Origin of the sequence: Paenibacillus sp. NAIST15-1 (assembly GCF_001894745.1) — a bacterium.
Taxonomy (GTDB): Bacteria; Bacillota; Bacilli; order Paenibacillales; family Paenibacillaceae; genus Paenibacillus_B; species Paenibacillus_B suaedae.
The window spans coordinates 153,726-173,936 of the sequence record NZ_BBYF01000001.1; the positions used below are offsets into that span (position 1 = coordinate 153,726).

Below are 20,211 nucleotides of genomic sequence, written 5' to 3' on the forward strand. Positions count from 1 at the left end.
TTTCTTGAGACTTTTGGTATGTTTTTCATTTCCAGATCCTACCCCATCCTATTTTATTTTTGCTGATAGGACTAGACGAGAAGAGATAAAAAAAGCAATCTTAGGTCTAATACCTAAGATTGCTACTAAAGTCCTATTCAACAATAACCATCATGGATTGGTTCACCGTAAACAGCAACGGTTTTTCATCATCTGTCTGCTGATACAAGAAAATGCCGTACACTTCATCTGCTAACCCCTCGTCGGTTGTCTCGAAACCATGTTCCGTATGTTGGGACATTCCGAGTGAACGGCTGCGAACAACTGCCTCTAGCGGGATCATCTCTACAACAGCGTGCTTATGCAGCTCCTTCTCCGAAAGACCTAGAGCTGCGAATTGCTCAGACACAAGCTCAGCCTGTACTGCCGCCCATTGCAGAACGCGCGAAGCCTCCTCTTTCTGAAGCTGTCTGTTCCACCATACTTTGCGCGGCTTATACTTATGGTTCATGAAGTAGTCGAGCTTCATTAACCCCAATGCCACATGCGGCTTTTTGAGTCCGTGCGCGGTTAAAAAGGCATGCAATCTTACGAACAAATCCTCTAATTGATGTCCAATCTTCTGCCAGCCATTTGCTTCCCAGAAGTCGCCGAATGCTTGGAAGAAATCAAACGGTGAGTCGAATTCGATATGCATCAAATACTCCATCGTCCGATCCATGCGATGTGCGTTCCAGTACTTTTCCAGTACGTCTTCCAAACGTTTCAATCGCACGACATCACGGAACGGAAGCGCATCATTCGACAGCATTTCGTATGGTGCATGATCCATGAAGACATAGCCGTACTTCTCAGCATCCAGACGAAGTCCTGTACCACGCAGCATCTTCAAGAATCCGAGCTGCAATTCCTCCGGACGCAGTGCAAATACATCGTTGAATGTCTTGCGGAATGTATCGTAATCCTCAAGCGGCAGCCCTGCAATCAGATCCAAGTGCTGATCGATCTTGCCGCTGTCCTTCACCTTCATTACGGTTCGGGTCAGCTTCGTGAAGTTCTGGCGCCGCTTCACAAGCTCATTCGTTGGATCGTTCGTCGATTGGACGCCGATCTCAAAGCGGAATACGCCGGGTGGTGCATGCTCAGCCAAGTAATCAAGCACCTCTGGGCGCATAATGTCCGCCGTGATCTCAAATTGGAATACACAGCCGCGATGGTTCTCAATGAGGAACTGGAACATCTCCATTGCGTAATCACGCTTGATGTTGAACGTCCGATCGACGAACTTAATGAGCTTCGCCCCATTGTCGATCAAGTACAAGATGTCCGCCTTCGTGCGTTCAATATCGAAATAGCGAACGCCAACCTCGATACTGGATAAGCAAAATTGGCAGCTGAACGGACAGCCGCGGCTTGTCTCGAAATAGACAACACGCTTGCCGAGGCTCGGAATATCCTCCGCAAAGCGGTGGGGGGATGGAATTTCATTCAAGTCCAGCTTCGGGCGGGGCGGATTGATAACAACCTCGCCCTGCTTGTTCCGATACGCCACCCCGAATACGAAATGATATTTCCCTTCGCCTTCGATCTCCCGCAGCAAATGAAGCAGCGTCTCTTCTCCCTCACCCATGACGATGAAGTCAACATCCGACAGCCGCTCCATCCATTCCTTCGTGTCATAGGACACCTCGGGGCCGCCAAGTACGATGCGAATCTCCGGCCGCACCTTGCGCAGCATGTTGACGACCTTAATCGTTTCCTCAATGTTCCATATATAACAGGAGAACCCGATCACATCCGGCTCTCGCTGATACAGATCCGAGACGATATTCATCACCGGATCCTTAATTGTATATTCGGCAATGTCGACATCGAACTCGCCTTCACAATGCGCCTTCAAGCAGCGTATCGCCAGCGAGGTATGAATATATTTAGCATTTAATGTTGCAAGTACGACTTTCATCTAAACCTTCCTCTCATCAGACACTACCTTAAAGTGACCAAGCTGCTCGATCAGCCTCTACCATTATAACCAAAGTAAAGGCAGATCTCGACATGCATCCAAGAAACCACCTTGAACAGAAAAGCAAGCTGCGGGCAGCTTGCTTTATTCTGTGTCAATGCAATCGAAAACGGATTATTGAATCATGCCGCCACTATAGCGCAGCTCGTAAACGCTATGATCTCCCTTGAAGATAAGCTCCTTGCCAGAAAACTCACGCAGTGATCCTGCAAACTCATTCTGGTATTGATAAGGTTCACGCTTATATAGACTAGGGCCACGGAATAACGATGCAGCATCCACCAATCGTAACGCTTCCCGCAGAAACTCATAAATCGATCGAGTATCATCTGTATCTGCATCAGAAACGACAGTACCACCTGAATATACCATCGACCATATCGGACGATTCTTGTATTCGACGATCTCTTGCCCTGCGAAAAAGGCTGAGCCAAAGTAAATATCCCGATATACGTAGTCTCCACTGCGGTATTCCAACTGCACGGAGCCAGGTAATATCGGTTGGACAGATGTGTTATTGTCCGCTGCAGCATACGTGCGTTGCTTCGCATCTACTAAAAAGTTCGCAAGCTCTTGATCATTACTCAACATCGTGTACCTCTTCTCTGTTTTTCAAATCAACCTAAGCAAGATTAAGGCTCCGCTACATTACAAGAGATACTCCTTATCGTAGTGATACGGATCTATCCATTTATGCAATCGGTGTACCGTTCGGAATGATTTCGTCAGTATTTAGTAAAACAACATCGCCTTCTCCAGGCACACCACCCAATACAAGCACTTCAGAGTCGAAGCCAGCGATACGGCGCGGCGGGAAATTCACGATAGCAACAACCTGTCTTCCTACCAGCTTGTCCGGCGTATACCGAGCTGTGATCTGTGCACTTGATCGCTTCGTGCCGAGCGGCCCGAAATCGATTGACAGCTTAATCGCGGGCCTGCGTGCCTTCTCGAACGGTTCTGCCTCCACAATCGTTCCAACACGTATATCGAGTTTCATAAAGTCCTGAATGCTTGCTTCATCTTTGATTCGTTCCAGATTCAATTCGTGCATCATGCCTCAGCTCCTTATACACGCTATTCATCGCATCAATGTTTGTGTCCGTTCTTCAAGACTTCCTATCTTCCTAATCTATCTTCATATCTGCTCTTGTATTTGTCCTCGCATGTCCATATACGCCACTCGTTACATCGCTTCTTACCATTCATCTTCATTAGCCCCAAGATCTATTCCATATCGTAGCGACCTGCTTCTTCTTCCCGCTGCTGGAAAAATTCAAGGAACGGCATGCCGAACTGCTTCAGCTTCGCTTCCCCGACCCCTTTAATACGGAGCATGCCCGCTTCGGTCGTCGGCTGCAACTCCGCCAATTCCCGCAGCGTGCTGTCATTAAACACAATGTAAGGCGGTACTCCAGCCTGGCTTGCCAATTCGCGCCGAATGAGACGCAGCTGCTCAAATATCGTCTCATCAATGGCAGTGCCCGCCTTCGGTTTCAACGACTTCGCAACCCGCTGTTCAACGGTTCGCTTGCCCTTCAATACATCCGCTGCCAGCGGCAACAGCCGCACGACCGGATACTGCCCTTCGCTAAGCTGCAAGTACCCCTCGGCAATAAGAACATAGATGAGATCCGAAATTTCCTTCTCCGCCAAATGCCGCATTTCGCCATGCGTAGACAACTTCTCAAATCCGTACTGCATGACCTTCTTGTTGCGCGATCCCTTCAGTACGGAAGCGACCATAGATACGCCGAATCGCTCACGCATCCGGTAAATGCAGGAGAAGATTTTCTGCGCTTCAATCGTGATATCAATCGACTCACGCTCGTCCTTGCAATTTCCGCATACGCCGCATGGCTGCTCTCCATCTTCTCCAAAATAACGAACCATATAATTTTGCAGACAGCCGGTCGTATAGCAATAATCGATCATGACTTGCAGCTTCTTATATTCATGCGCCTTCCGTTCTGGAGTCGCCTCGCTTTGTTCGATGAAGAACTTCTGCGTCAATATATCCTGCGGATGGAACAATAGCACGCATTCGCTCGGCTCACTATCGCGTCCCGCGCGTCCTGCCTCCTGCACATAGGCTTCCATATGCTTCGGCATGTTGTAATGCAGCACATACCGCACGTTGGACTTGTCGATGCCCATGCCGAACGCGTTCGTCGCTGCAATGACACGCACATCATCATAGAGGAAGGCTTCCTGCATTTTCGCCCGCTCCTCATCTTCGAGTCCAGCATGATAGCGGCCAGCAGCTATTCCTGCACGTCTCAGCATGTCATAGATGTCCTCGACTTCCTTCCGTGTCGACGCATAAATAATGCCCGATTCGCTCGACCGCTGCCGGACATAATCAAGCGTGAACGCCTTCCGCTCCTCGCCGCGCAGCACCGTAAACGACAAGTTATCCCGCTTGAATCCCGTAACGACAAGTTCGGGTTCCAGCAGTTCCAAGGAATGAATAAGATCCTCCGTTACTTCCGGCGTCGCGGTTGCGGTAAATGCCGCCACAATCGGACGCTCGCGGCCACTCTGCACAAGTTCCTGAATGAAAGGTGCGATTGTCCGATAGCTTGGACGAAAATCATGTCCCCATTGTGAGACGCAGTGGGCTTCGTCTACCGCAACCATCGATATCGGAATGGATTTCGCGCGTTCCCGGAACCATTCTGTATCTAACCGCTCCGGCGCTACATAGAGCAGCTTAATGCGTCCTTCCTGCGCCTGCCACATGAGACGGCCCGCTTCCCCCATCTCAAGCGTGCTATTGATGAATCCAGCCTTGACCCCCAAGCTGTGCAGCGCATCCACCTGATCCTTCATTAATGAAATAAGCGGCGAAATCACCAGCGTTACCCCAGGCAGCAGCATCGCTGGAATCTGATAACAAATTGACTTTCCCCCGCCGGTAGGCATAATCCCCACCGTGTCCTTGCCTTTGGCAAGATGTTCAATAATTTTCCGTTGTCCATCGCGGAAGCCATCGTAGCCATATACTCGCTGCAATGCGCTTCGCGCTTGGTCCATTGTAAACATGTGCGTAGACTCCTTTTCCCCGTTCCCTTGCGGCAACCCGTTGTTCCTGTCCTTCATTATAACATGGGCTTTTCCTATGAGGTAATAGCTTCCACTTCACGGTTACCTGCCCATATGTACGCCGTTTCGCCTATTCTGAATAGAATCTGCCCGAACTTTCTGCTATAGTGATAGCATTCCATAGAACATGTCCTACAGCGCGCCATCAGCGCCATCTATGAAGCGCACTGTTCTGTATAGAGTTGTCACTCAATCAAGGAGGTCTTACGAATGCGTAAGCGAGAGAACCATAAACCGAGAAAAGGCCCGCAGAAGAATCAACCGGCGAAAGCTTACCAATCCGCCAAACCAGTCAAACCAACTAAGCCAACTAAACCGACCCATCATACACCACCGAAGGCTCGCGAATATACGGTTCAGGAACCGGCCGAATTGCTCAGCTTCTTATTAAATACGGTGGAAAATATGGGGCGAAACTCCATCAAATCCGCACTTGCCCGCGGTCAAATTTCTGTCAACGGACAAGCCGTAACAGCCTACAATTATCCGCTTCAGCCTGGACAAGTTGTAACCTTGTCGAAGGAGAAAATCGTTGAAGCTCCTCCATTTGTAGGTTTGTCGATACTGCATGAGGATGAAGATATCATCGTCATCAACAAGGAAGCCGGTCTGTTGTCTATTGCCTCCGAGCAAGAGAAGGAATTGACTGCCTACCACCAGCTGACGACGCATGTCCGCTTGCAGCATCCGAGCAACCGGATATTTGTCGTACATCGTCTCGATCGGGATACGTCCGGCGTCATGATGTTCGCTAAGAAGGAAGACATCAAGCAGCAACTGCAAAATAATTGGAAAGAAATCGTACAGGAACGATCCTATGTTGCGCTAGTTGAAGGCAAGGTTCGCCAGCCTCAAGGTACAATTTCCTCCTGGCTGAAGGAAATGAAAACATTAAAAATGTATTCCAGTCCGTATCAGAACGATGGCCAGCATGCGGTTACGCACTATAAAACACTGGAAGCCAACAGCGCTTACTCCCTGCTGGAGGTTCATCTTGAAACAGGGCGCAAAAATCAGATTCGCGTTCACATGGAGGATCTCGGTCATCCGATCGTAGGTGACAAGAAGTACGGCGCCAAATCAAGAGGATTGGGACGACTAGGTCTGCATGCACGCATCCTGGCATTCACTCATCCAACTTCAGGCAAGCCAATGCGATTCGATACAGGCATTCCGAAGCCATTTACCCGCTTATTGCAGCAAGACGGATCTGCTCCAATCAGAAAAGATCGCCGCTAATTTTCTCAAATTAGTTTACGAAACGATATCGTAGACGAAACAAATACAAATAGCCGATCTCCTTACATATAAGGGATCGGCTATTTTTTCACCTATTTAGTTGGAGCCCCCAATCTCTAACCCATCAGCAGCGCGTCTCATACCTCACCATGCCTTTTGCCTGCCCTTAGCTGCCTCTTCCATAACACTTATGAGCGACATAAGACCAGTCAGAAGATTGGGTATCGGGCCTCCTTCTCTTCTGTTGACCTGATTTACAACCGCTTGCTCATCTTGTAATTCAGCAAGTCTACTCCTCTGCGCTGCACCGTCTGAGCTTGAAGGATGCAGAACCCGTGCCGCTCGAAGAAGGGGACGGCCGTAATACTTGCATCTGTTCTCATTTCGGACAGCCCCAGCCTCCTCGCTTCCTGCTCCAGCTTGGACAACAATGCCGTTGCAACACCTTGCTTCTGAACATCCTTATGAACATAGAGCCGATCCAAATACCCGCCAGCATCCATATCGCTAAATCCGACCAATTCGCCGTCCCGAATCGCTACATACGTCATGTGCTGGCTTAACGACGCTGTCCAGCGAACCAGCTTCTCTTCCTGTTCATCGGCCGGCGCCCAGGCTTGTAATTGTGCAGCAGTATAATCTTGTGCGTTAACGGTGTGTACCGTATCGAAGAATAAGGCGACAATCTGCGCGATATCTTCTAATTCAAATGATCGTATATGCATGATATTCCATCCTCCTTCCGTTTCTACCTTACCAAAAATAAACGCACCCATTCATTCATCTATTCTATTATAAAATCATTTTTTATTTTCTCGTGAACCTCCTCACCATTTCGAGCTATCTAATGGGTACATCAACCAAAACCAATCTATTCAGGAGGATTCAATATGAAATCTTATAAACTCATGCTCGCTGCTATCACTGTAAGCTTGCTCACCACAAGCCTGCCAGCTAACTTCACGCTTTATACCGCATATGCGGCGGAACAACAAACCAACGAAGCTGCAAAAAAAGCGGCAATCGAAGCATCGGCAATGGACAAGCTTGATCCCGCAATGCTCGAAAAAGCAAAGAAGGCTCTGCAGGAGCTAGCTCCTAAAAGAACGATGGAACTAACTACTTTGCACAGTGGTGCCGAGGCAGGCTATGAATATCTCGGAGAGGATCGGCTGTTAATCGAAGACAAAGACAATCGGGCGCGCGTTATGATCGGCAAGGCAAAGGGCGATATTTTAGCATGCGAAATCAACTTCACATGGCAAGAGCTCGATACTTCGCTTCAGTCCGTGATCCAAAAAGCAATGAAAAGTTTGGATGCACAACAGAAATTCAAGATTACGCAAATTACTCGTGTTAAAACCGATACAGACATGAACCATTGGACATTCAACGGCAGCAATATTTCAGGCGTGATTGATGCAGTCACAGGCAAAGCAACATACGTGTCAACAGATTACGCCTTGGCGAAAATCGATTCAAAGTGGAGCGCGCTAGCCAAGAAAACAATTCAATCCCTATCAGGAGACAAAAGCAAGCAGCTCCGCAATTTCGTCCAAGTGTACATAAACATGCAAGCAGAAAACCAAAAAACAGCCTCTTTCTCCGATGAAAGCGGCCGCTATCTTATCAAAATCAATGCTGTTACAGGCAAGCTGATGTCCTTTGCCAACTCTGAGGAAATTACCCGTTATGCATCGGAAGAAGCACGCAAGAAGGCATTCGCCAAGCCTTTTTATACGAGTGACAAAGCCATTGCAGCGGCTGCTCCAACGGTCAAGCAATATTTCGACCTAGACTTGAAAGGCTATCAGGTTCACGTCAAGCAAGAACAGTATACATTCACAAAACAAGGAAAACCAAGCGTCTATGGTAAGATCAATGAGAAAGGAAAGTTCTGGAGCATGTCCCTTACTGCTCCAACAGCATCCTGAACAAATGAATCAAGCATATAGGGATTGCGTCTCGGCCTCTATCGCACACCATGATACGGGTCTTGGCGCCCACTACAAATAAAGGAGATCACCACTGTGCAGCAGCCAGAACAACTCGCAGCACGAGCTTGCAAGGGGGACAAGGAAGCATTTGGCACACTCATTCGCGCCTATGAAGCCCCCCTATACAGAGTGGCCAAGTCAATTGTACATTCCGATGAAGATTGTGCAGATGCCATACAAGAAGCCGTGCTCAAAGCATATCGATCCATCCATTCGCTGCGCGAGCCGAAATATTTTAAAACCTGGCTCGTTCGCATCCTTGTGAATGAATGCCGAACATTGCTGCGAAAGAAAAAACAAACCATACCCTTCGTTGAGCTCCAGCATTCGAAAGCCGAAGCTAGCGAGTATGAACATATCGAAACACTGGAAATCGTCAATGCGCTAGAAGAAGACCTTCGAATCGTTGTAACACTGTTCTATATTGAGGATTTGCCGCTTAAGGAGGTAGCCGATATGCTGGATCAGCCTGTCGGCACCGTGAAGTCTCGCCTGTTCCGCGCCAGAAACAAGCTCGCGGACATGCTTCATATCTCACGTGAGAATGGAAAGGAGCTAATGATTTAATGAATTCGAATATCGACGAACAAATCCGTACGCACCTAACCGGAAATCTCAGCTCCGAAATCCCAGAGCTCGTACGATCACGTTTGGAGCAAACGCTGCAATTGCTGGAGACAGAATCCATGCCGATGCAGCATCGGACTCATTCCCGCCATCGGAAATCTTGGTTCGTTGCGGCCGCAGTCGTGCTCGCAATAGGGGGAACATTAGCTTCCGGATTCATTTCACCCGCTATGGCTGAGACGCTCAGAAAGGTGCCGTTCATCGGTCAAATCTTTGAGGCACTCGGCGATAACGCCTTGAAGGATGCGAATCGGAAAGGATTGTCTCTTCCCGTTAATCTGAGCGCAACGGATCAAGGCATTACGCTGACCATTACCGAGGTGTTGTATGACGGTGTGGAAATTAAGCTTGGCATACAGGAAAGCTCGATGAGCAAGCTTCCTATTATTTTGGATCGGTCGAACAGATATGAAATTGTGAAGAGCAGAACTCAGGAGGATCCAGCACATGCCCTGGATATTTGGTCCCATGCTTGGTCAAATGTGCGCTCGGAAACCTCCACGCAAAACATCGGAATATTATCGTTTGAGTCGATGCTCGGCACGGAACCGGATCGAGACGCCAAAATATCGAAAGAATTCCCACTGCCGATCACGATTAAGAAGGTCGGAGATGTGGAAGGAAACTGGAAATTCGAAATTCCCGTCAAATGGAATGCGTCCCTGACGAAAAAAATCCCTATTAATAAGACCAATAAGGCGCCTGACGGCATTGGCTCCATCACGCTTCAGTCCGTTGTTACTTCGCCGCTAGGAACCGAGATTCGATTCAAGACCGCAGAAGCCTACCCTTCGACTTCTTCTAGCTGGAGCGGATTCAACAGCGACTATATGGTTGTGGATGAGAACGGATATATTATTTCATCTGCAGGCGGTTCAGGCGGGCCAGGCAATCAAATGCAAACGAATATTGCAGAGATGATACATACGAAAAAGTATGATCCAATACCCGAGCGCTCCAAGACGCTCATATTCAAGCCCTATAAATCGGGAAGACGGTATGGCGATGCAGCGATCACGCTGAATCCAAGTGCGCTTCCACTGACGCTGCAGCAGGGAGAGGTTGGCTCCGTTACGGTGAACAGCATGGCATTCGAAGAGGACAGAGTCATTATTCAATATGATGTGAACGGCAACGACCCTGTAGGCCAGAAACTTGCCATGGAGTTCATCCAAGACGGAAAACGAGTATTTAGCGACAATTCCAAGCTGCTGCGTGTGAACAACAGCGTATATTCGTACGTTGGCGAGTATCCGTTCCAAAAAGACATGCCCATTAAGCTGTATTCAAGCAAGCTGCGTAAAGCGACCTTTTATAAGGAGCTTGAATTCCAAGTCCCGTTACGGTAAAATCCGATAAAGTACAATTGAGAAGTAAGTTTCGACAACTCCTACTGTTCATTTCAGCAAGAATCGTTCATAATGGGGATGAGATGGAGTCAACATCTTACCGATCTATTTGCCGCACGGGGGTGATACGATGACTGAGCACATGGAGAACCAGGGTAATGCTGAAGCAACGGAGAGCAAGAAAGTAAGCTTGGCGGATGCCGCGAAGCGCATGCTGCAGCAGAAGAAACAGGCCCAAGGGAAATCGCAAGGCGTGCACAAGCATCAGGAATCTGGCCAACCAACAATGAAGAGCCAGAATACGAAGAAGATTAACAATCAACGCAAGCGTATGGGTGTGTAAGCCTATAGAGGGGGGGGATTTCAGAATTCATGTTCTGAGGTTCAGCCCCTTTTTCATGCTACAGCCGACATGCTATTGCACCAGAAACTTTGCTGCACCCCCTCCAATAATGGTATATTGAGAACATACTGAGGAATGACTTCAGATTTATGAATTCAAGGAACAGAGGTGGCTACCCATGGTAAATTTCGAGCAACAATTAGAAAAATATGCTGAACTTATCGTAAAGGTCGGCGTCAACGTACAAAAGGATCAAGATGTATTCGTTAACAGTTCTATCGAAGTCGCTCCACTTGCCCGCCTCGTTGCCAGCAAGGCATATGAAGCAGGCGCACGCAACGTACATATCGATTGGTCGGATGAGGCTACAACTCGCTTGAAATTCGAGAAGGCATCAGACGACGTGTTCACTCAATTCCCGGAATGGGAAGCATTGAAGCGCAATACCTTCGTGGATAAGGGTGCTGCATTCATCTCTATCGTCTCCTCCAGTCCAGACTTGCTGAAGGGTGTGGATCCACAGCGGATCGGTAATAACCAAAAGGCATCTGGACAAGCACTGGAGCACTTCCGTCGCTGCGTACAAGCGAACAAAGTTAGCTGGACAGTTGTTGCAGCTTCTTCCCGCGATTGGGCAGCCAAAGTATTCCCTGGCATAGCTGTAGAAGAAGCAGTTGAGAAATTGTGGGAAGCGATCTTCCAATCCATCCGCCTGAATTCCGACAACCCGGTTCAAGCCTGGACGGAACATAACGAAACATTGCATAAGAAAGTTGAAGTATTGAACAGCAAGCACTTCCACAAGCTGCACTACACAGCTCCTGGAACGGACTTGACGATCGAATTGCCTGAGAAGCATCTATGGGTAGGCGCAGGCAGCGTCAACGAGAAGGACGTGCCGTTCATGGCGAATATGCCAACAGAAGAAGTATTCACGGTGCCTCATAAGCTGGGCGTAAACGGCTATGTATCAAGCACGAAGCCCCTTAGCTATGGCGGCAACCTGATCGACAACTTCAAGATCACGTTCGAAAATGGCCGCATCGTGAAGGTAGAAGCTGAACAAGGCCAAGAGATCCTGCAGCAGCTCGTCGACACAGACGAAGGCTCGCACTTCTTGGGTGAAGTGGCGCTTGTGCCGCATCAGTCCCCAATCTCGGAATCGAACATCTTGTTCTACAACACGTTGTTCGATGAGAATGCATCCAACCACTTGGCTATCGGAAGCGGCTATGCATTCAACGTAGAAGGCGGAACGAAGATGTCTCAGGAAGAGCTGGAAGAGAGCGGTGTAAACCGCAGTATTACGCACGTGGACTTCATGATCGGCTCTGCGGATATGGACATTGACGGCATTCTTAAGGATGGCACAACAGAGCCAATCTTCCGCAAGGGCAACTGGGCAATCTAATATTGGGCAAGCAAAGCAGTAGAAGCATAACGCTTCTACTGCTCTTTTTTATCGCAATCACGTATTGCTCTCCCCGTTCTACTGCCGCATAATGGGAGAATAAGACAGAAGCAAGAGCGGAAGCTCACAAGATTCCTCCTCTCTCGCTCTAAATCTATTTCAGAATCCGAGGTGTCCTCCTCCATGCGCATATGGCACGATTTCAAGCTATTTCTGCGAATAAAAGGCGCTCTGCATCTCGTCCTTACCTTGTTCCTGTACGGCATCGGCATGGGGATTCTAGCCCCCATGAACGCGATTTATTTGCGGGAATCATTAGGGCTTGGCAAGGTAGAGATTGCATCTATTTTTGCAATTTCCCTATTTCTGAACATGGTGCTTACGATTGGTGTCGGCATTGTTAGCGATTCCATGAAACGCAAGAAGACGATTCCTCTGCTCGCGTCTATCGTCTGTATGATTGGCCTCGTCATCTATATGAATGCAGACAGCTATGCGCAGGCGCTGATCGGGATGGCTCTCGCCACTGCTCCTTCCGGCATGATTATGGGACAGCTGTTCGCGATGGCGCGGAATCATGTCACACGGCTTGCTCCTGATATTGTAGAAATGGCGCAAATCTGGATGCGCGCCACGTACAGCGTCGGATTCTTTACCGGGCTGCTCGTCGGAGCCAACCTGTACTTGCTGGCGACCTTCCACGGTGTACTGTGGGGCAATCTTGCAGGATACGCCTCCTTGTTCCTGCTGCTCTTGTTCTATAAGGAGATTACGCTCGATTCGTCAATTGCATCCGCCAAAGCAGGCGAGCCCTTCTCCCTCATCATGCTCATTGCCATTCTGCTCCTATCGTGTGCGGATGCCATACGCGGCTTGTATTTGCCGCTTGTGGTGAACGAGCAATTCGGCGATCCGCGGTTAATGTCCTTTATTTGGAGCATACAAGCTGTATTCGAGCTCCTGTTCATGACCATGGCAGGCTATTGGGCAGCCAAGTATGGCAGCAAACCCATTATCATGCTCGGGGGCTTATTTGCACTCATTACCTATATTGCTTACAGCACGAGCGATTCCTTGACGGTGTTTTTCCTCATGCAGCCTTTATACTCTTTCTTCGTTTCGGTTCTATACGGCGTAGCAATGGGCTACGTACAGCGCATGTTTATACATAAAGCAGGCTTCGGCGCTAGTTTGTACGTGTTCATTTCGCAAACAGCATCCTTAATTGGCTACTTTCTGCCGCTCTTCATAGATGGTGTCACGCCGCAAATCTTCTGGATTCCGGCTGCGCTTATCGTTGCTTCCATGGGGTTGATGACAAGAGCGCTATACGTGGGGAGGCAGCAACAGCTGTCTGCGTAAGGCATTATGTCAGTTGATGTTCTTCGTTGCGGCATTCCTGCCATTTCGATTTCATACGCCCCTGGATCGATATTGCACGGACTATGTTGTATATGGACGAGAAAAAGACTGCCCGCAGGCAGTCTTCACTTTGTTCCTTCCCAACTCAATATATATGAATTATTTATCATTACAGGCCGAGCTTCTGTCCGCGTTCCCAGCGCTGAATCTGCTTCTCGCCGTTGTCCGCAAGCTCCCGGAACTGGTCGATTGTATCCCGCATCTTAGGTAGGGCTTCCTGCTTGTAGGAGCTAATCGAATCCAAAGCAGATAGGACATCCGTAAACGCCTGCTTCAAGGTTTCCGCAGAAACATTCGTTTGCAGGGACTGCTTATGAATTTGAACACCTTGGTCTTTAAGCATCCGCGAAGTACCCGCAATCAGCTCATTCGTCGTTTGATTTAGCATTTCAATTTTTTGAAGCACAATCTTCTGATTATATAAGGCACTGGCTACGGTTACCGCAATCTTCAGGGCAGAGATCGTAACGTTCTTCGCACGGTCGACACCGCGAATCAGCTCTTTATTGTTGCGAATGACAACCTCCATCGCCATAATCCCCTGTTGGTTGACGACCATCATCTGCTGCATATCCATGACACGCTGACGAAGCGGGAACAGCACTTCTTCCGTAATGAACCGAATTTTCTCCGGATCTTCATTGCGGGATTGCGCTGCTTCAATCTGTGATTGAATCGAGTCATCCATCAAGGAGCCCAGCTCGATTTCTTTCTTCAGCTTCTTAGTCAAGTCACGCAAGGCAAGCTGTTCAATTTCGAGGGTCGTGTTGTCATTTTTCAAGGTAACTTTCCCTTTATCCAATGAAGTTACGATTTCCGCAATCATGGTATCTGCCTTCTGGTACTTCAAGAAATACGTACGAAGCGGATTGAACAGCTTCCCTAGAAACCCCGTTTTCGTAAAGTCAATGACGCTCGGATCGAGATCCTTCAGCTGCTGATGCAGCTCGACCAATCCCTTCGCAACAGGGCCTCCTTCGTCCCCTTTTTTCGATAAATCGCCTACGGAAACCTGTAAGGCATTGTTCTTCGTCGAAGAGGAACGCATAGTGTTCATGCCGAAGCTATCTATCGATTGCAGAATATCCTTTCGATTCTCTAAGGAATCCAGATCTAAATTCATAATTGCTGCCACATTCGAATCCGCTTGTGCTTGAAGCTTCGCAACTTCCTCAGGAACTGGTTTTACCTCTTGCTCAATTTCCTTTTGAATTTCTTCCGGACTTGCAACTTCCATCGTAAATGACATTGGAATCCCCCTTTAGACTCATGCTACATTTGCACGTTGAACAGGTTTGCAATTTTATAGACTACATCATCGGTATCTGCATTGATGCTCGCTGCCTCGTTAATGCTGGAGATGCTCTGCAGTGCTTGAATATCCGCATTATAGCCGATAGTGTAAATCGGAACTTTAAACGTTTCGATAAGCTCCTTAATGTCCTTAAGCGAGTGACCGCGATTCGTCTCGCCATCACTCAGCACGAAGATCATCGGCTTGATATTCGGATTGACAGCCTTCTCTTCTTGCAGCATTTTCAAGGCAACAATAATCCCGTCGAAGGTAGCCGTGCCGCCATCTGCTTGAAGGCTGTTGACCGCACCAACGAACAAGGAGCGCTGTGTGGTGTCATACTTCTTGATCGGCAAATTAATCGTGACATCATTCGAATAGGATACGAGACCGATACTGTTGTCTTTCCCTAAATTCTTTTGTCCTTTAAGCAGTGATTCCTTCAGTCGATTCAGCGGTTCTCCCGCCATGCTTCCCGATACGTCAGTAACAAAGACAGCCGCGATTGGCTTGCCGCCATTTTTCTTGTCTTTCCACAATTTCTGTGCGGAGGCCAACAAGCCGCCTTTCACAACGGGCATTTCCGATTTATAATTATCGAGCTCATTGAAACCTTTTGCTTGCGCCTTTTTCTGATATTTCTCCTGCAACGCGAATTCTGCGAACTTCTTGACGATGTCTAATTTCCCTTTCGGAAGATTCCCAATCGCATACAACGGGTTGTCATGTCTAATTCCGAATGGTGTGAACACGTACTCATTTTTCAGTTCATCCGTATTGATGTACGTTTGATACTCCAGTACAAACCCATCCAGCACACCTGACTTCGCTGCATCACGCATTTGTGTCGTTGTCGAAGCGAGAAACGGGATATTTTCTTGGAATTTCTCAAATCCTTGAACTGCTTTATCACTCAACAAATTCGACTTGTCGAATGTACTGAGTGCCGTAACTAGAAAATTAATTCCTGTAGAACTGGAGAAAGGATCCGTATACCCCATACTGAACTCATTGTTCGAGATGGCTTCCGTCACGGTTTTAACATTTACCGCCCCGTATGAGGAGATAAGCGCATCATGTTTGGATTTGGAAATGACAATGCCGGGAACATTGCCCACGAGTCGCTTGCTCACAAGCTCCGTCTTTACCCCGCTAGCTTTGACCATCTCGCCAAGCAGCTCATTCGAAGGTGTATAGGCATCAGGCACATATTTGCCGGATCGGATATAATCCGCAGCTGTACCGGAAGCAATATTGCGAATCTTCACAGAGACAGGCTTCCCGTTCACTTGGATCTTCGCATTATTGAACTCGGTTGCCACATCCGCCAGCCAGCTGTCCATGCCTGTGCCGCCTTTTTCCGTTGACGTGAAGATCTCAACAAATTGACTCGTCGTATTCTTCACCGTAATCGGGAACTTCGATATATCCGGCAGGGTATCGCCCACATCGGCTGGACTAATATCGATCTGTCCCTTTACTGGAGCTTCGGTCGACACAGATACGTTCGCATAGAGTTTATTCAACTGTTTGGCCGCATCTTCTGTCGTAACCTGTGATTTGCTTTTTCCTAGGTTGGAGGTCAACGTTACCCCTACATAAATGAGAATAAATACGAAAATTAAAGCAAAGACAGATATCACTAACTTCTTCTTTCCCGCCATTCGCTGCACCTCTCACGCTTTATAGTATTTGGTTTGCTTGATTAATGCGTCCAATTCCTGCATGCATGTTAATTGTTCAATATCCTCAGGCTCCACATTGTCCAAGCTGGATATCTCAAGCAGAAGGCGATCCAACTTGACTAAGATCTCTTCATTATTCGTAAGAGCGTTTTTCATAGATGTGAGGTAATCGTTATATACTTTTGCTTTCTTCTGGGATAGTTCAATAGATAGGCCTGACATCTTGTGATTGGCGACCCGATCGAATTCAGTCTCGTCAAATACACTAAGGATGTTCAGGATATTTCGAATATTTTGGTAGAATAAGTTCTCCACATCAAGTGCAACGGACGCGAACTTAGAGAAGCTTATTTCTGACTCGTTAAATCTCTGCTTCAGTACTTGGAAAAACGTACTCTTCCGCTTCTGCATCCGTTCCATCTGTTCCAGCCCAATGCGGATCTCTTCTTCAATACCCTTGGTTTCTCGATATTGGGACAGGCGGTCTACATACTCTTCATGCGTTCTAATTTCTTTCACAGGTATGACAACAGGCTTCTTGAACAAGAACTGATAGATTCCATTAATGAGAATCCCTGCACTGGCTACAAGCAAGGTAATCCCCGTTGCTGTGGAGAGAGCGCTCGCTCCGATCTGCACGCCTAAAAAGCCTGGTGAGAGTACGAGGATATTTACAGCAGCTACCACTAGCATTAGACCTAATAGCTTGATCACATTTGTGTTGGACAACATTCCATCCTCCTCTGCAAATCGTATAGGAACAAGTTACGTGTACGCTGGTGTATTAGATTTCAAATGCCTTACGATGGCGCCGTGCAATAGTCGATAAGGAGTTGTGATGTGTGTCATGAATGTCATCAGATTGTTCTAGAATGATTCCTTCTTGAACGAAATACGTATGGATTTCCATCCACTGGTTTTTCATCACTGCATTGTATCTACGTTGCATTCCAGAAAAAGTAACAAGCAAAATGCCATCCGATTTGCGAATCTCGTGTGGATAGAACTCGCCGCGCTCCAAGGCTTTGCGAATGGTCGCTCCCCCGCCATCAATCCCCCACAGCCGAGCTGCTTCCGATAATCCGAATACTTCATTGACACTGATCCCATTCGGCGAGTAAGAAGAAAGAGGTCCTTGAATCATCGCAAGTCCGGCTGCATCAAAACGCTGCTTATGCCTATGCAGGCATTCCCCATGATCATCATATGCCGTTACGGAAATGACTACTTCCCCATCATGTTCTAAGAATCTGCGAACCATGTGCAATTCCGTTAATGCTGTGTGCTGATCTCCAGCAGGAAATATGGATGCAGGCCACAGTCTTTCTCCATTCGGCAAAATGACCTGAAAACATGTTAGTTGCCCCATACATTCCTCCACGAATGTTCCAAGTTATGGTTCAATATTAAGAAAATAATACCATCGTCACGAAGTCGTGACAATGCAAATATTGGATGCCATTGGCCTATAAGGAAGAAGAGAATAGGAAGTGCTTACCTATTTAATAAATGAATCTAAGACTAAAGTCAGCATATCTTACTCAAGAAAGAACAAAACCCTCTACGAATAATAATCGTAGAAGGTTCGCTATTTGAAACAATAATCGTATTTGACATGGTAAACTATAATGTAAATTTCAGTATAGTGATGGTGATGTAATTGTCTATCATTTTACAAGCTACACAGGGTTTGTTACTGTCCACAAATCAAAAAAAATGCGAAAGCAAATGGCGAAATGACTGTTCTTATAAGCTTATCTATTCTATAAAAGGATCTATGTATTACCAGACCGAGAGAAGCGACATTTTCTTATCTAACAATGAATTTATTCTTTTTAACCCAAATGAGTTGCATAGACAAATTTCAGTGGATAATCATAAATTTGTAATAGAACTTGATCCAACATTTTTAAATCAACTGACGGCTGATATTTCATGTATTAAAGATAATATTTCTTTTGCTCTTACTGTTCAAAAACATCCATTAATCCAGCAATGGGTCCATTTTATAAATGATTATGTACAAATAGAAGAAGGTAACGAAAGTCATTCAGTAGAGTTATTTTTAGACCATAGCTTCACTCAGTTAGCATTAATGATATGTAAAGTTATGGTTGGTACACATTCGTCTGACATTAACATACAGCCATTTAAAGAAATTCACCCTGCACTATACAAAACAATGAACGTTATAAAAGAAGACTTCCAGCATGCCTGGAGCCTAGATGAAATGGCAGGGGTTTTAAATATAAGCAAATTTCAGTTTGCCCATCTTTTTAAGGAGTACATTGGAATTTCGCCCTTTTCGTGGCTTCAGCTATATCGCATGATCAGAAGTCAATACATGCTTATCCATACCAAGAAATCGATTGTAGATATTTCATATAGTTGTGGATTTTCTTCCATCTCTGTTTATAATCAGCTATTTAAACGTCTCTACGGAATCACGCCTAGTGTTTTTCGAAAGAAATATGCGAAATAAATAGACAAACGAGCCGATAACCATCATACTTCCACAAAAAACAAAAATATACCGAATTTCCACAAGAGAGGATAGTGCGCCAAACAAGCTCAACGAGAGCACATTAGAACCATATAAGAGAACTGCATTGAAACTAAAGGCTCTGCCTAATTTATTGACTGGTATCCATGTTTGAATAAGATAAACCCGTGCTAAACCAGAAATAGGAAGTCCAATGGCTGCGATTAGTATACCAATAAAATAGGTTGATAGATGAGTTGCAAATCCTAATACAAGTATACCAACACCCCATACAATAGAACCGATTAGATAAGTCGTGAGGGTCAGTTTTTTCCAAAGAAAAGGGATGACGATATTGACTGTAATCACACCAGCACCATACCACCCCATTAGAAGACTGTAAAGTTGCTCACCATTACTTTTGGTTTCTATTAGTTGTAACAATAATCCGACCTGCCATACCCAAGTATGAAAGAACACAATCAAAAAAGTTACAAACAACAATGTTCTGATCGTATATTCGCCTTTAACCCAGTTAAGAAAATCTTTTATAGAGCTAAAAATACTGTCAGTTGTTTTCAACAGGTTATCCGTAGCATCGTTATTTTCTTTCCAATGAAGTTTTAAGATGAAAAATGCACTGATTAAATACGTTAAGGCATCAATTGTGAAGAAATGAATGATTTGTCCTGAATGTAACAGACCAATACTAAATATTGGTCCAAGCATTTGTACACCTCTTGTCACAATATCAAATAAGCTATTTGTAGCTGTTCGATCTTCTACAGAAGTAATGAGAGGCAACACAGCTCTGTAAGCTGGATTATAAAAGCATCCTAGACTTTGAATTAGGAAACTCACAACGATTAAATGCCAAAAACCTAAGAGATTCATTTGATAAATAAAGACCAATGAAAGAATAATAGGTACTCGTATAATGTCTATCCACAGTAATAAACGTTTTTTGTTTACGGAGTCAGCAATTACTCCGCCAGCTAGTCCGAATAAAAGGTATGGAGCAGCTTGTGTAATAGCCATAACTGTGGTCAGAATGCTGGATTGTGTTCGTTCATAAGATAGAAAAAGGAAAGCAAGTCCTGTAATCACATTTCCTAATTGGGAAATCCCTGCTCCCGCCAAATAGAACAAAATCATTCGATTCTTCAGTACACTGCTATACACTGTCATCACCTCATCTAAAAAATTACAGTGTATCCTTCTCTTCTTCTATCTTCATCTTGCTGCGTTTTCTTTC

The 20,211-nt window shown here is 46.4% G+C and carries 18 protein-coding genes; 8 read left to right on the forward strand and 10 right to left on the reverse strand.

Translation table 11 applies throughout. The annotated features are described in order from the left end of the window. Positions 1-133: 133 nt before the first annotated feature. The 4 genes from PBN151_RS00705 to recQ all read right to left on the reverse strand — a co-directional run bounded on the left by PBN151_RS00705 (position 134) and on the right by recQ (position 5,047). Positions 134-1,942 (reverse strand): B12-binding domain-containing radical SAM protein, encoded by a 1,809-nt coding sequence (locus PBN151_RS00705; protein WP_072727255.1) that lies wholly within the window; start codon positions 1,940-1,942, stop codon positions 134-136. 174 nt (positions 1,943-2,116) lie between these two features. Then, positions 2,117-2,593, reverse strand: coding sequence for a DUF5680 domain-containing protein (locus PBN151_RS00710; protein WP_083544754.1), 477 nt, complete (start codon positions 2,591-2,593; stop codon positions 2,117-2,119). 100 nt (positions 2,594-2,693) lie between these two features. Then, positions 2,694-3,056: a chaperone CsaA gene (gene csaA, locus PBN151_RS00715; protein WP_072727713.1), complete on the reverse strand. Its 363-nt coding sequence runs from the start codon at positions 3,054-3,056 to the stop codon at positions 2,694-2,696. A 173-nt stretch (positions 3,057-3,229) separates the two neighbouring features. Beyond that, on the reverse strand, positions 3,230-5,047 hold the full coding sequence (gene recQ / locus PBN151_RS00720) for a DNA helicase RecQ (protein WP_072727256.1): 1,818 nt from the start codon (positions 5,045-5,047) through the stop codon (positions 3,230-3,232). Between the two features lie 270 nt (positions 5,048-5,317). Between recQ and PBN151_RS00725 the strand changes: the two genes are divergently transcribed. Next, positions 5,318-6,346 (forward strand): RluA family pseudouridine synthase, encoded by a 1,029-nt coding sequence (locus PBN151_RS00725; RefSeq protein WP_072727257.1) that lies wholly within the window; start codon positions 5,318-5,320, stop codon positions 6,344-6,346. A 254-nt stretch (positions 6,347-6,600) separates the two neighbouring features. On the opposite strand, the gene PBN151_RS00730 is transcribed toward PBN151_RS00725, so the two are convergent. Next, positions 6,601-7,071, reverse strand: coding sequence for a GNAT family N-acetyltransferase (locus PBN151_RS00730; RefSeq protein ID WP_072727258.1), 471 nt, complete (start codon positions 7,069-7,071; stop codon positions 6,601-6,603). A gap of 165 nt (positions 7,072-7,236) precedes the next feature. Between PBN151_RS00730 and PBN151_RS00735 the strand changes: the two genes are divergently transcribed. The 6 genes from PBN151_RS00735 (at position 7,237) to PBN151_RS00760 (ending at position 13,435) form a co-directional block, all read left to right on the forward strand. After that, positions 7,237-8,280: a hypothetical protein gene (locus PBN151_RS00735; protein WP_083544755.1), complete on the forward strand. Its 1,044-nt coding sequence runs from the start codon at positions 7,237-7,239 to the stop codon at positions 8,278-8,280. A 96-nt stretch (positions 8,281-8,376) separates the two neighbouring features. Then, the gene (locus tag PBN151_RS00740; RefSeq protein WP_072727259.1) at positions 8,377-8,910 is read left to right on the forward strand and encodes an RNA polymerase sigma factor; all 534 of its coding nucleotides are present in this window, start codon (positions 8,377-8,379) and stop codon (positions 8,908-8,910) included. Next, positions 8,910-10,319, forward strand: a complete 1,410-nt coding sequence (locus tag PBN151_RS00745; RefSeq protein ID WP_072727260.1) for a DUF4179 domain-containing protein — start codon at positions 8,910-8,912, stop codon at positions 10,317-10,319. Before PBN151_RS00740 ends, PBN151_RS00745 begins: the two co-directional genes overlap by 1 nt. 130 nt (positions 10,320-10,449) lie before the next feature. Continuing rightward, entirely contained in the window at positions 10,450-10,662 is a 213-nt protein-coding gene (locus PBN151_RS00750) for a hypothetical protein (protein ID WP_021254431.1), read from the forward strand. A gap of 178 nt (positions 10,663-10,840) precedes the next feature. Then, entirely contained in the window at positions 10,841-12,073 is a 1,233-nt protein-coding gene (locus tag PBN151_RS00755; RefSeq protein WP_072727261.1) for an aminopeptidase, read from the forward strand. A 183-nt stretch (positions 12,074-12,256) separates the two neighbouring features. Further along, the gene (locus PBN151_RS00760; RefSeq protein WP_072727262.1) at positions 12,257-13,435 is read left to right on the forward strand and encodes an MFS transporter; all 1,179 of its coding nucleotides are present in this window, start codon (positions 12,257-12,259) and stop codon (positions 13,433-13,435) included. A gap of 169 nt (positions 13,436-13,604) precedes the next feature. Here the strand turns inward: PBN151_RS00760 and PBN151_RS00765 are convergent, their stop codons facing one another. The 4 genes from PBN151_RS00765 to PBN151_RS00780 are packed head-to-tail and all read right to left on the reverse strand — an operon-like array spanning position 13,605 to position 17,843. Further along, positions 13,605-14,744 carry a toxic anion resistance protein gene (locus tag PBN151_RS00765; RefSeq protein WP_072727263.1) on the reverse strand — a complete coding sequence of 380 codons (1,140 nt, stop codon included), beginning with the start codon at positions 14,742-14,744 and terminating at the stop codon, positions 13,605-13,607. Positions 14,745-14,767: 23 nt separating this feature from the next. Then, a complete protein-coding gene (locus PBN151_RS00770) occupies positions 14,768-16,453 on the reverse strand; it encodes a vWA domain-containing protein (protein ID WP_072727264.1) in 1,686 nt (561 codons plus the stop codon). A 12-nt stretch (positions 16,454-16,465) separates the two neighbouring features. Beyond that, the gene (locus PBN151_RS00775; protein WP_227774244.1) at positions 16,466-17,206 is read right to left on the reverse strand and encodes a hypothetical protein; all 741 of its coding nucleotides are present in this window, start codon (positions 17,204-17,206) and stop codon (positions 16,466-16,468) included. 52 nt (positions 17,207-17,258) lie between these two features. Then, entirely contained in the window at positions 17,259-17,843 is a 585-nt protein-coding gene (locus PBN151_RS00780; RefSeq protein ID WP_072727265.1) for a helix-turn-helix domain-containing protein, read from the reverse strand. A 291-nt stretch (positions 17,844-18,134) separates the two neighbouring features. On the opposite strand from PBN151_RS00780, the gene PBN151_RS00785 reads away from it, so the two are divergent. Beyond that, a complete protein-coding gene (locus tag PBN151_RS00785) occupies positions 18,135-18,956 on the forward strand; it encodes an AraC family transcriptional regulator (RefSeq protein WP_139295248.1) in 822 nt (273 codons plus the stop codon). Here PBN151_RS00785 and PBN151_RS00790 read toward each other — a convergent pair. Then, the gene (locus tag PBN151_RS00790; protein WP_227774246.1) at positions 18,897-20,144 is read right to left on the reverse strand and encodes an MFS transporter; all 1,248 of its coding nucleotides are present in this window, start codon (positions 20,142-20,144) and stop codon (positions 18,897-18,899) included. The genes PBN151_RS00785 and PBN151_RS00790 overlap by 60 nt on opposite strands. Between the last annotated feature and the right edge of the window lie 67 nt (positions 20,145-20,211).

Bases quoted from the DNA above. Each gene is read 5' to 3' on its own strand.
- csaA (WP_072727713.1), bottom strand. From the start codon at position 3,056: ATGCACGAATTGAATCTGGAACGAATCAAAGATGAAGCAAGCATTCAG.
- PBN151_RS00750 (WP_021254431.1), top strand. From the start codon at position 10,450: ATGACTGAGCACATGGAGAACCAGGGTAATGCTGAAGCAACGGAGAGC.
- PBN151_RS00730 (WP_072727258.1), bottom strand. From the start codon at position 7,071: ATGCATATACGATCATTTGAATTAGAAGATATCGCGCAGATTGTCGCC.
- PBN151_RS00780 (WP_072727265.1), bottom strand. From the start codon at position 17,843: ATGGGGCAACTAACATGTTTTCAGGTCATTTTGCCGAATGGAGAAAGA.
- PBN151_RS00765 (WP_072727263.1), bottom strand. From the start codon at position 14,744: ATGTCATTTACGATGGAAGTTGCAAGTCCGGAAGAAATTCAAAAGGAA.
- PBN151_RS00710 (WP_083544754.1), bottom strand. From the start codon at position 2,593: ATGTTGAGTAATGATCAAGAGCTTGCGAACTTTTTAGTAGATGCGAAG.
- PBN151_RS00725 (WP_072727257.1), top strand. From the start codon at position 5,318: ATGCGTAAGCGAGAGAACCATAAACCGAGAAAAGGCCCGCAGAAGAAT.
- PBN151_RS00705 (WP_072727255.1), bottom strand. From the start codon at position 1,942: ATGAAAGTCGTACTTGCAACATTAAATGCTAAATATATTCATACCTCG.
- PBN151_RS00775 (WP_227774244.1), bottom strand. From the start codon at position 17,206: ATGTTGTCCAACACAAATGTGATCAAGCTATTAGGTCTAATGCTAGTG.
- PBN151_RS00760 (WP_072727262.1), top strand. From the start codon at position 12,257: ATGCGCATATGGCACGATTTCAAGCTATTTCTGCGAATAAAAGGCGCT.
- PBN151_RS00755 (WP_072727261.1), top strand. From the start codon at position 10,841: ATGGTAAATTTCGAGCAACAATTAGAAAAATATGCTGAACTTATCGTA.
- PBN151_RS00790 (WP_227774246.1), bottom strand. From the start codon at position 20,144: ATGACAGTGTATAGCAGTGTACTGAAGAATCGAATGATTTTGTTCTAT.
- PBN151_RS00735 (WP_083544755.1), top strand. From the start codon at position 7,237: ATGAAATCTTATAAACTCATGCTCGCTGCTATCACTGTAAGCTTGCTC.
- recQ (WP_072727256.1), bottom strand. From the start codon at position 5,047: ATGTTTACAATGGACCAAGCGCGAAGCGCATTGCAGCGAGTATATGGC.
- PBN151_RS00745 (WP_072727260.1), top strand. From the start codon at position 8,910: ATGAATTCGAATATCGACGAACAAATCCGTACGCACCTAACCGGAAAT.
- PBN151_RS00770 (WP_072727264.1), bottom strand. From the start codon at position 16,453: ATGGCGGGAAAGAAGAAGTTAGTGATATCTGTCTTTGCTTTAATTTTC.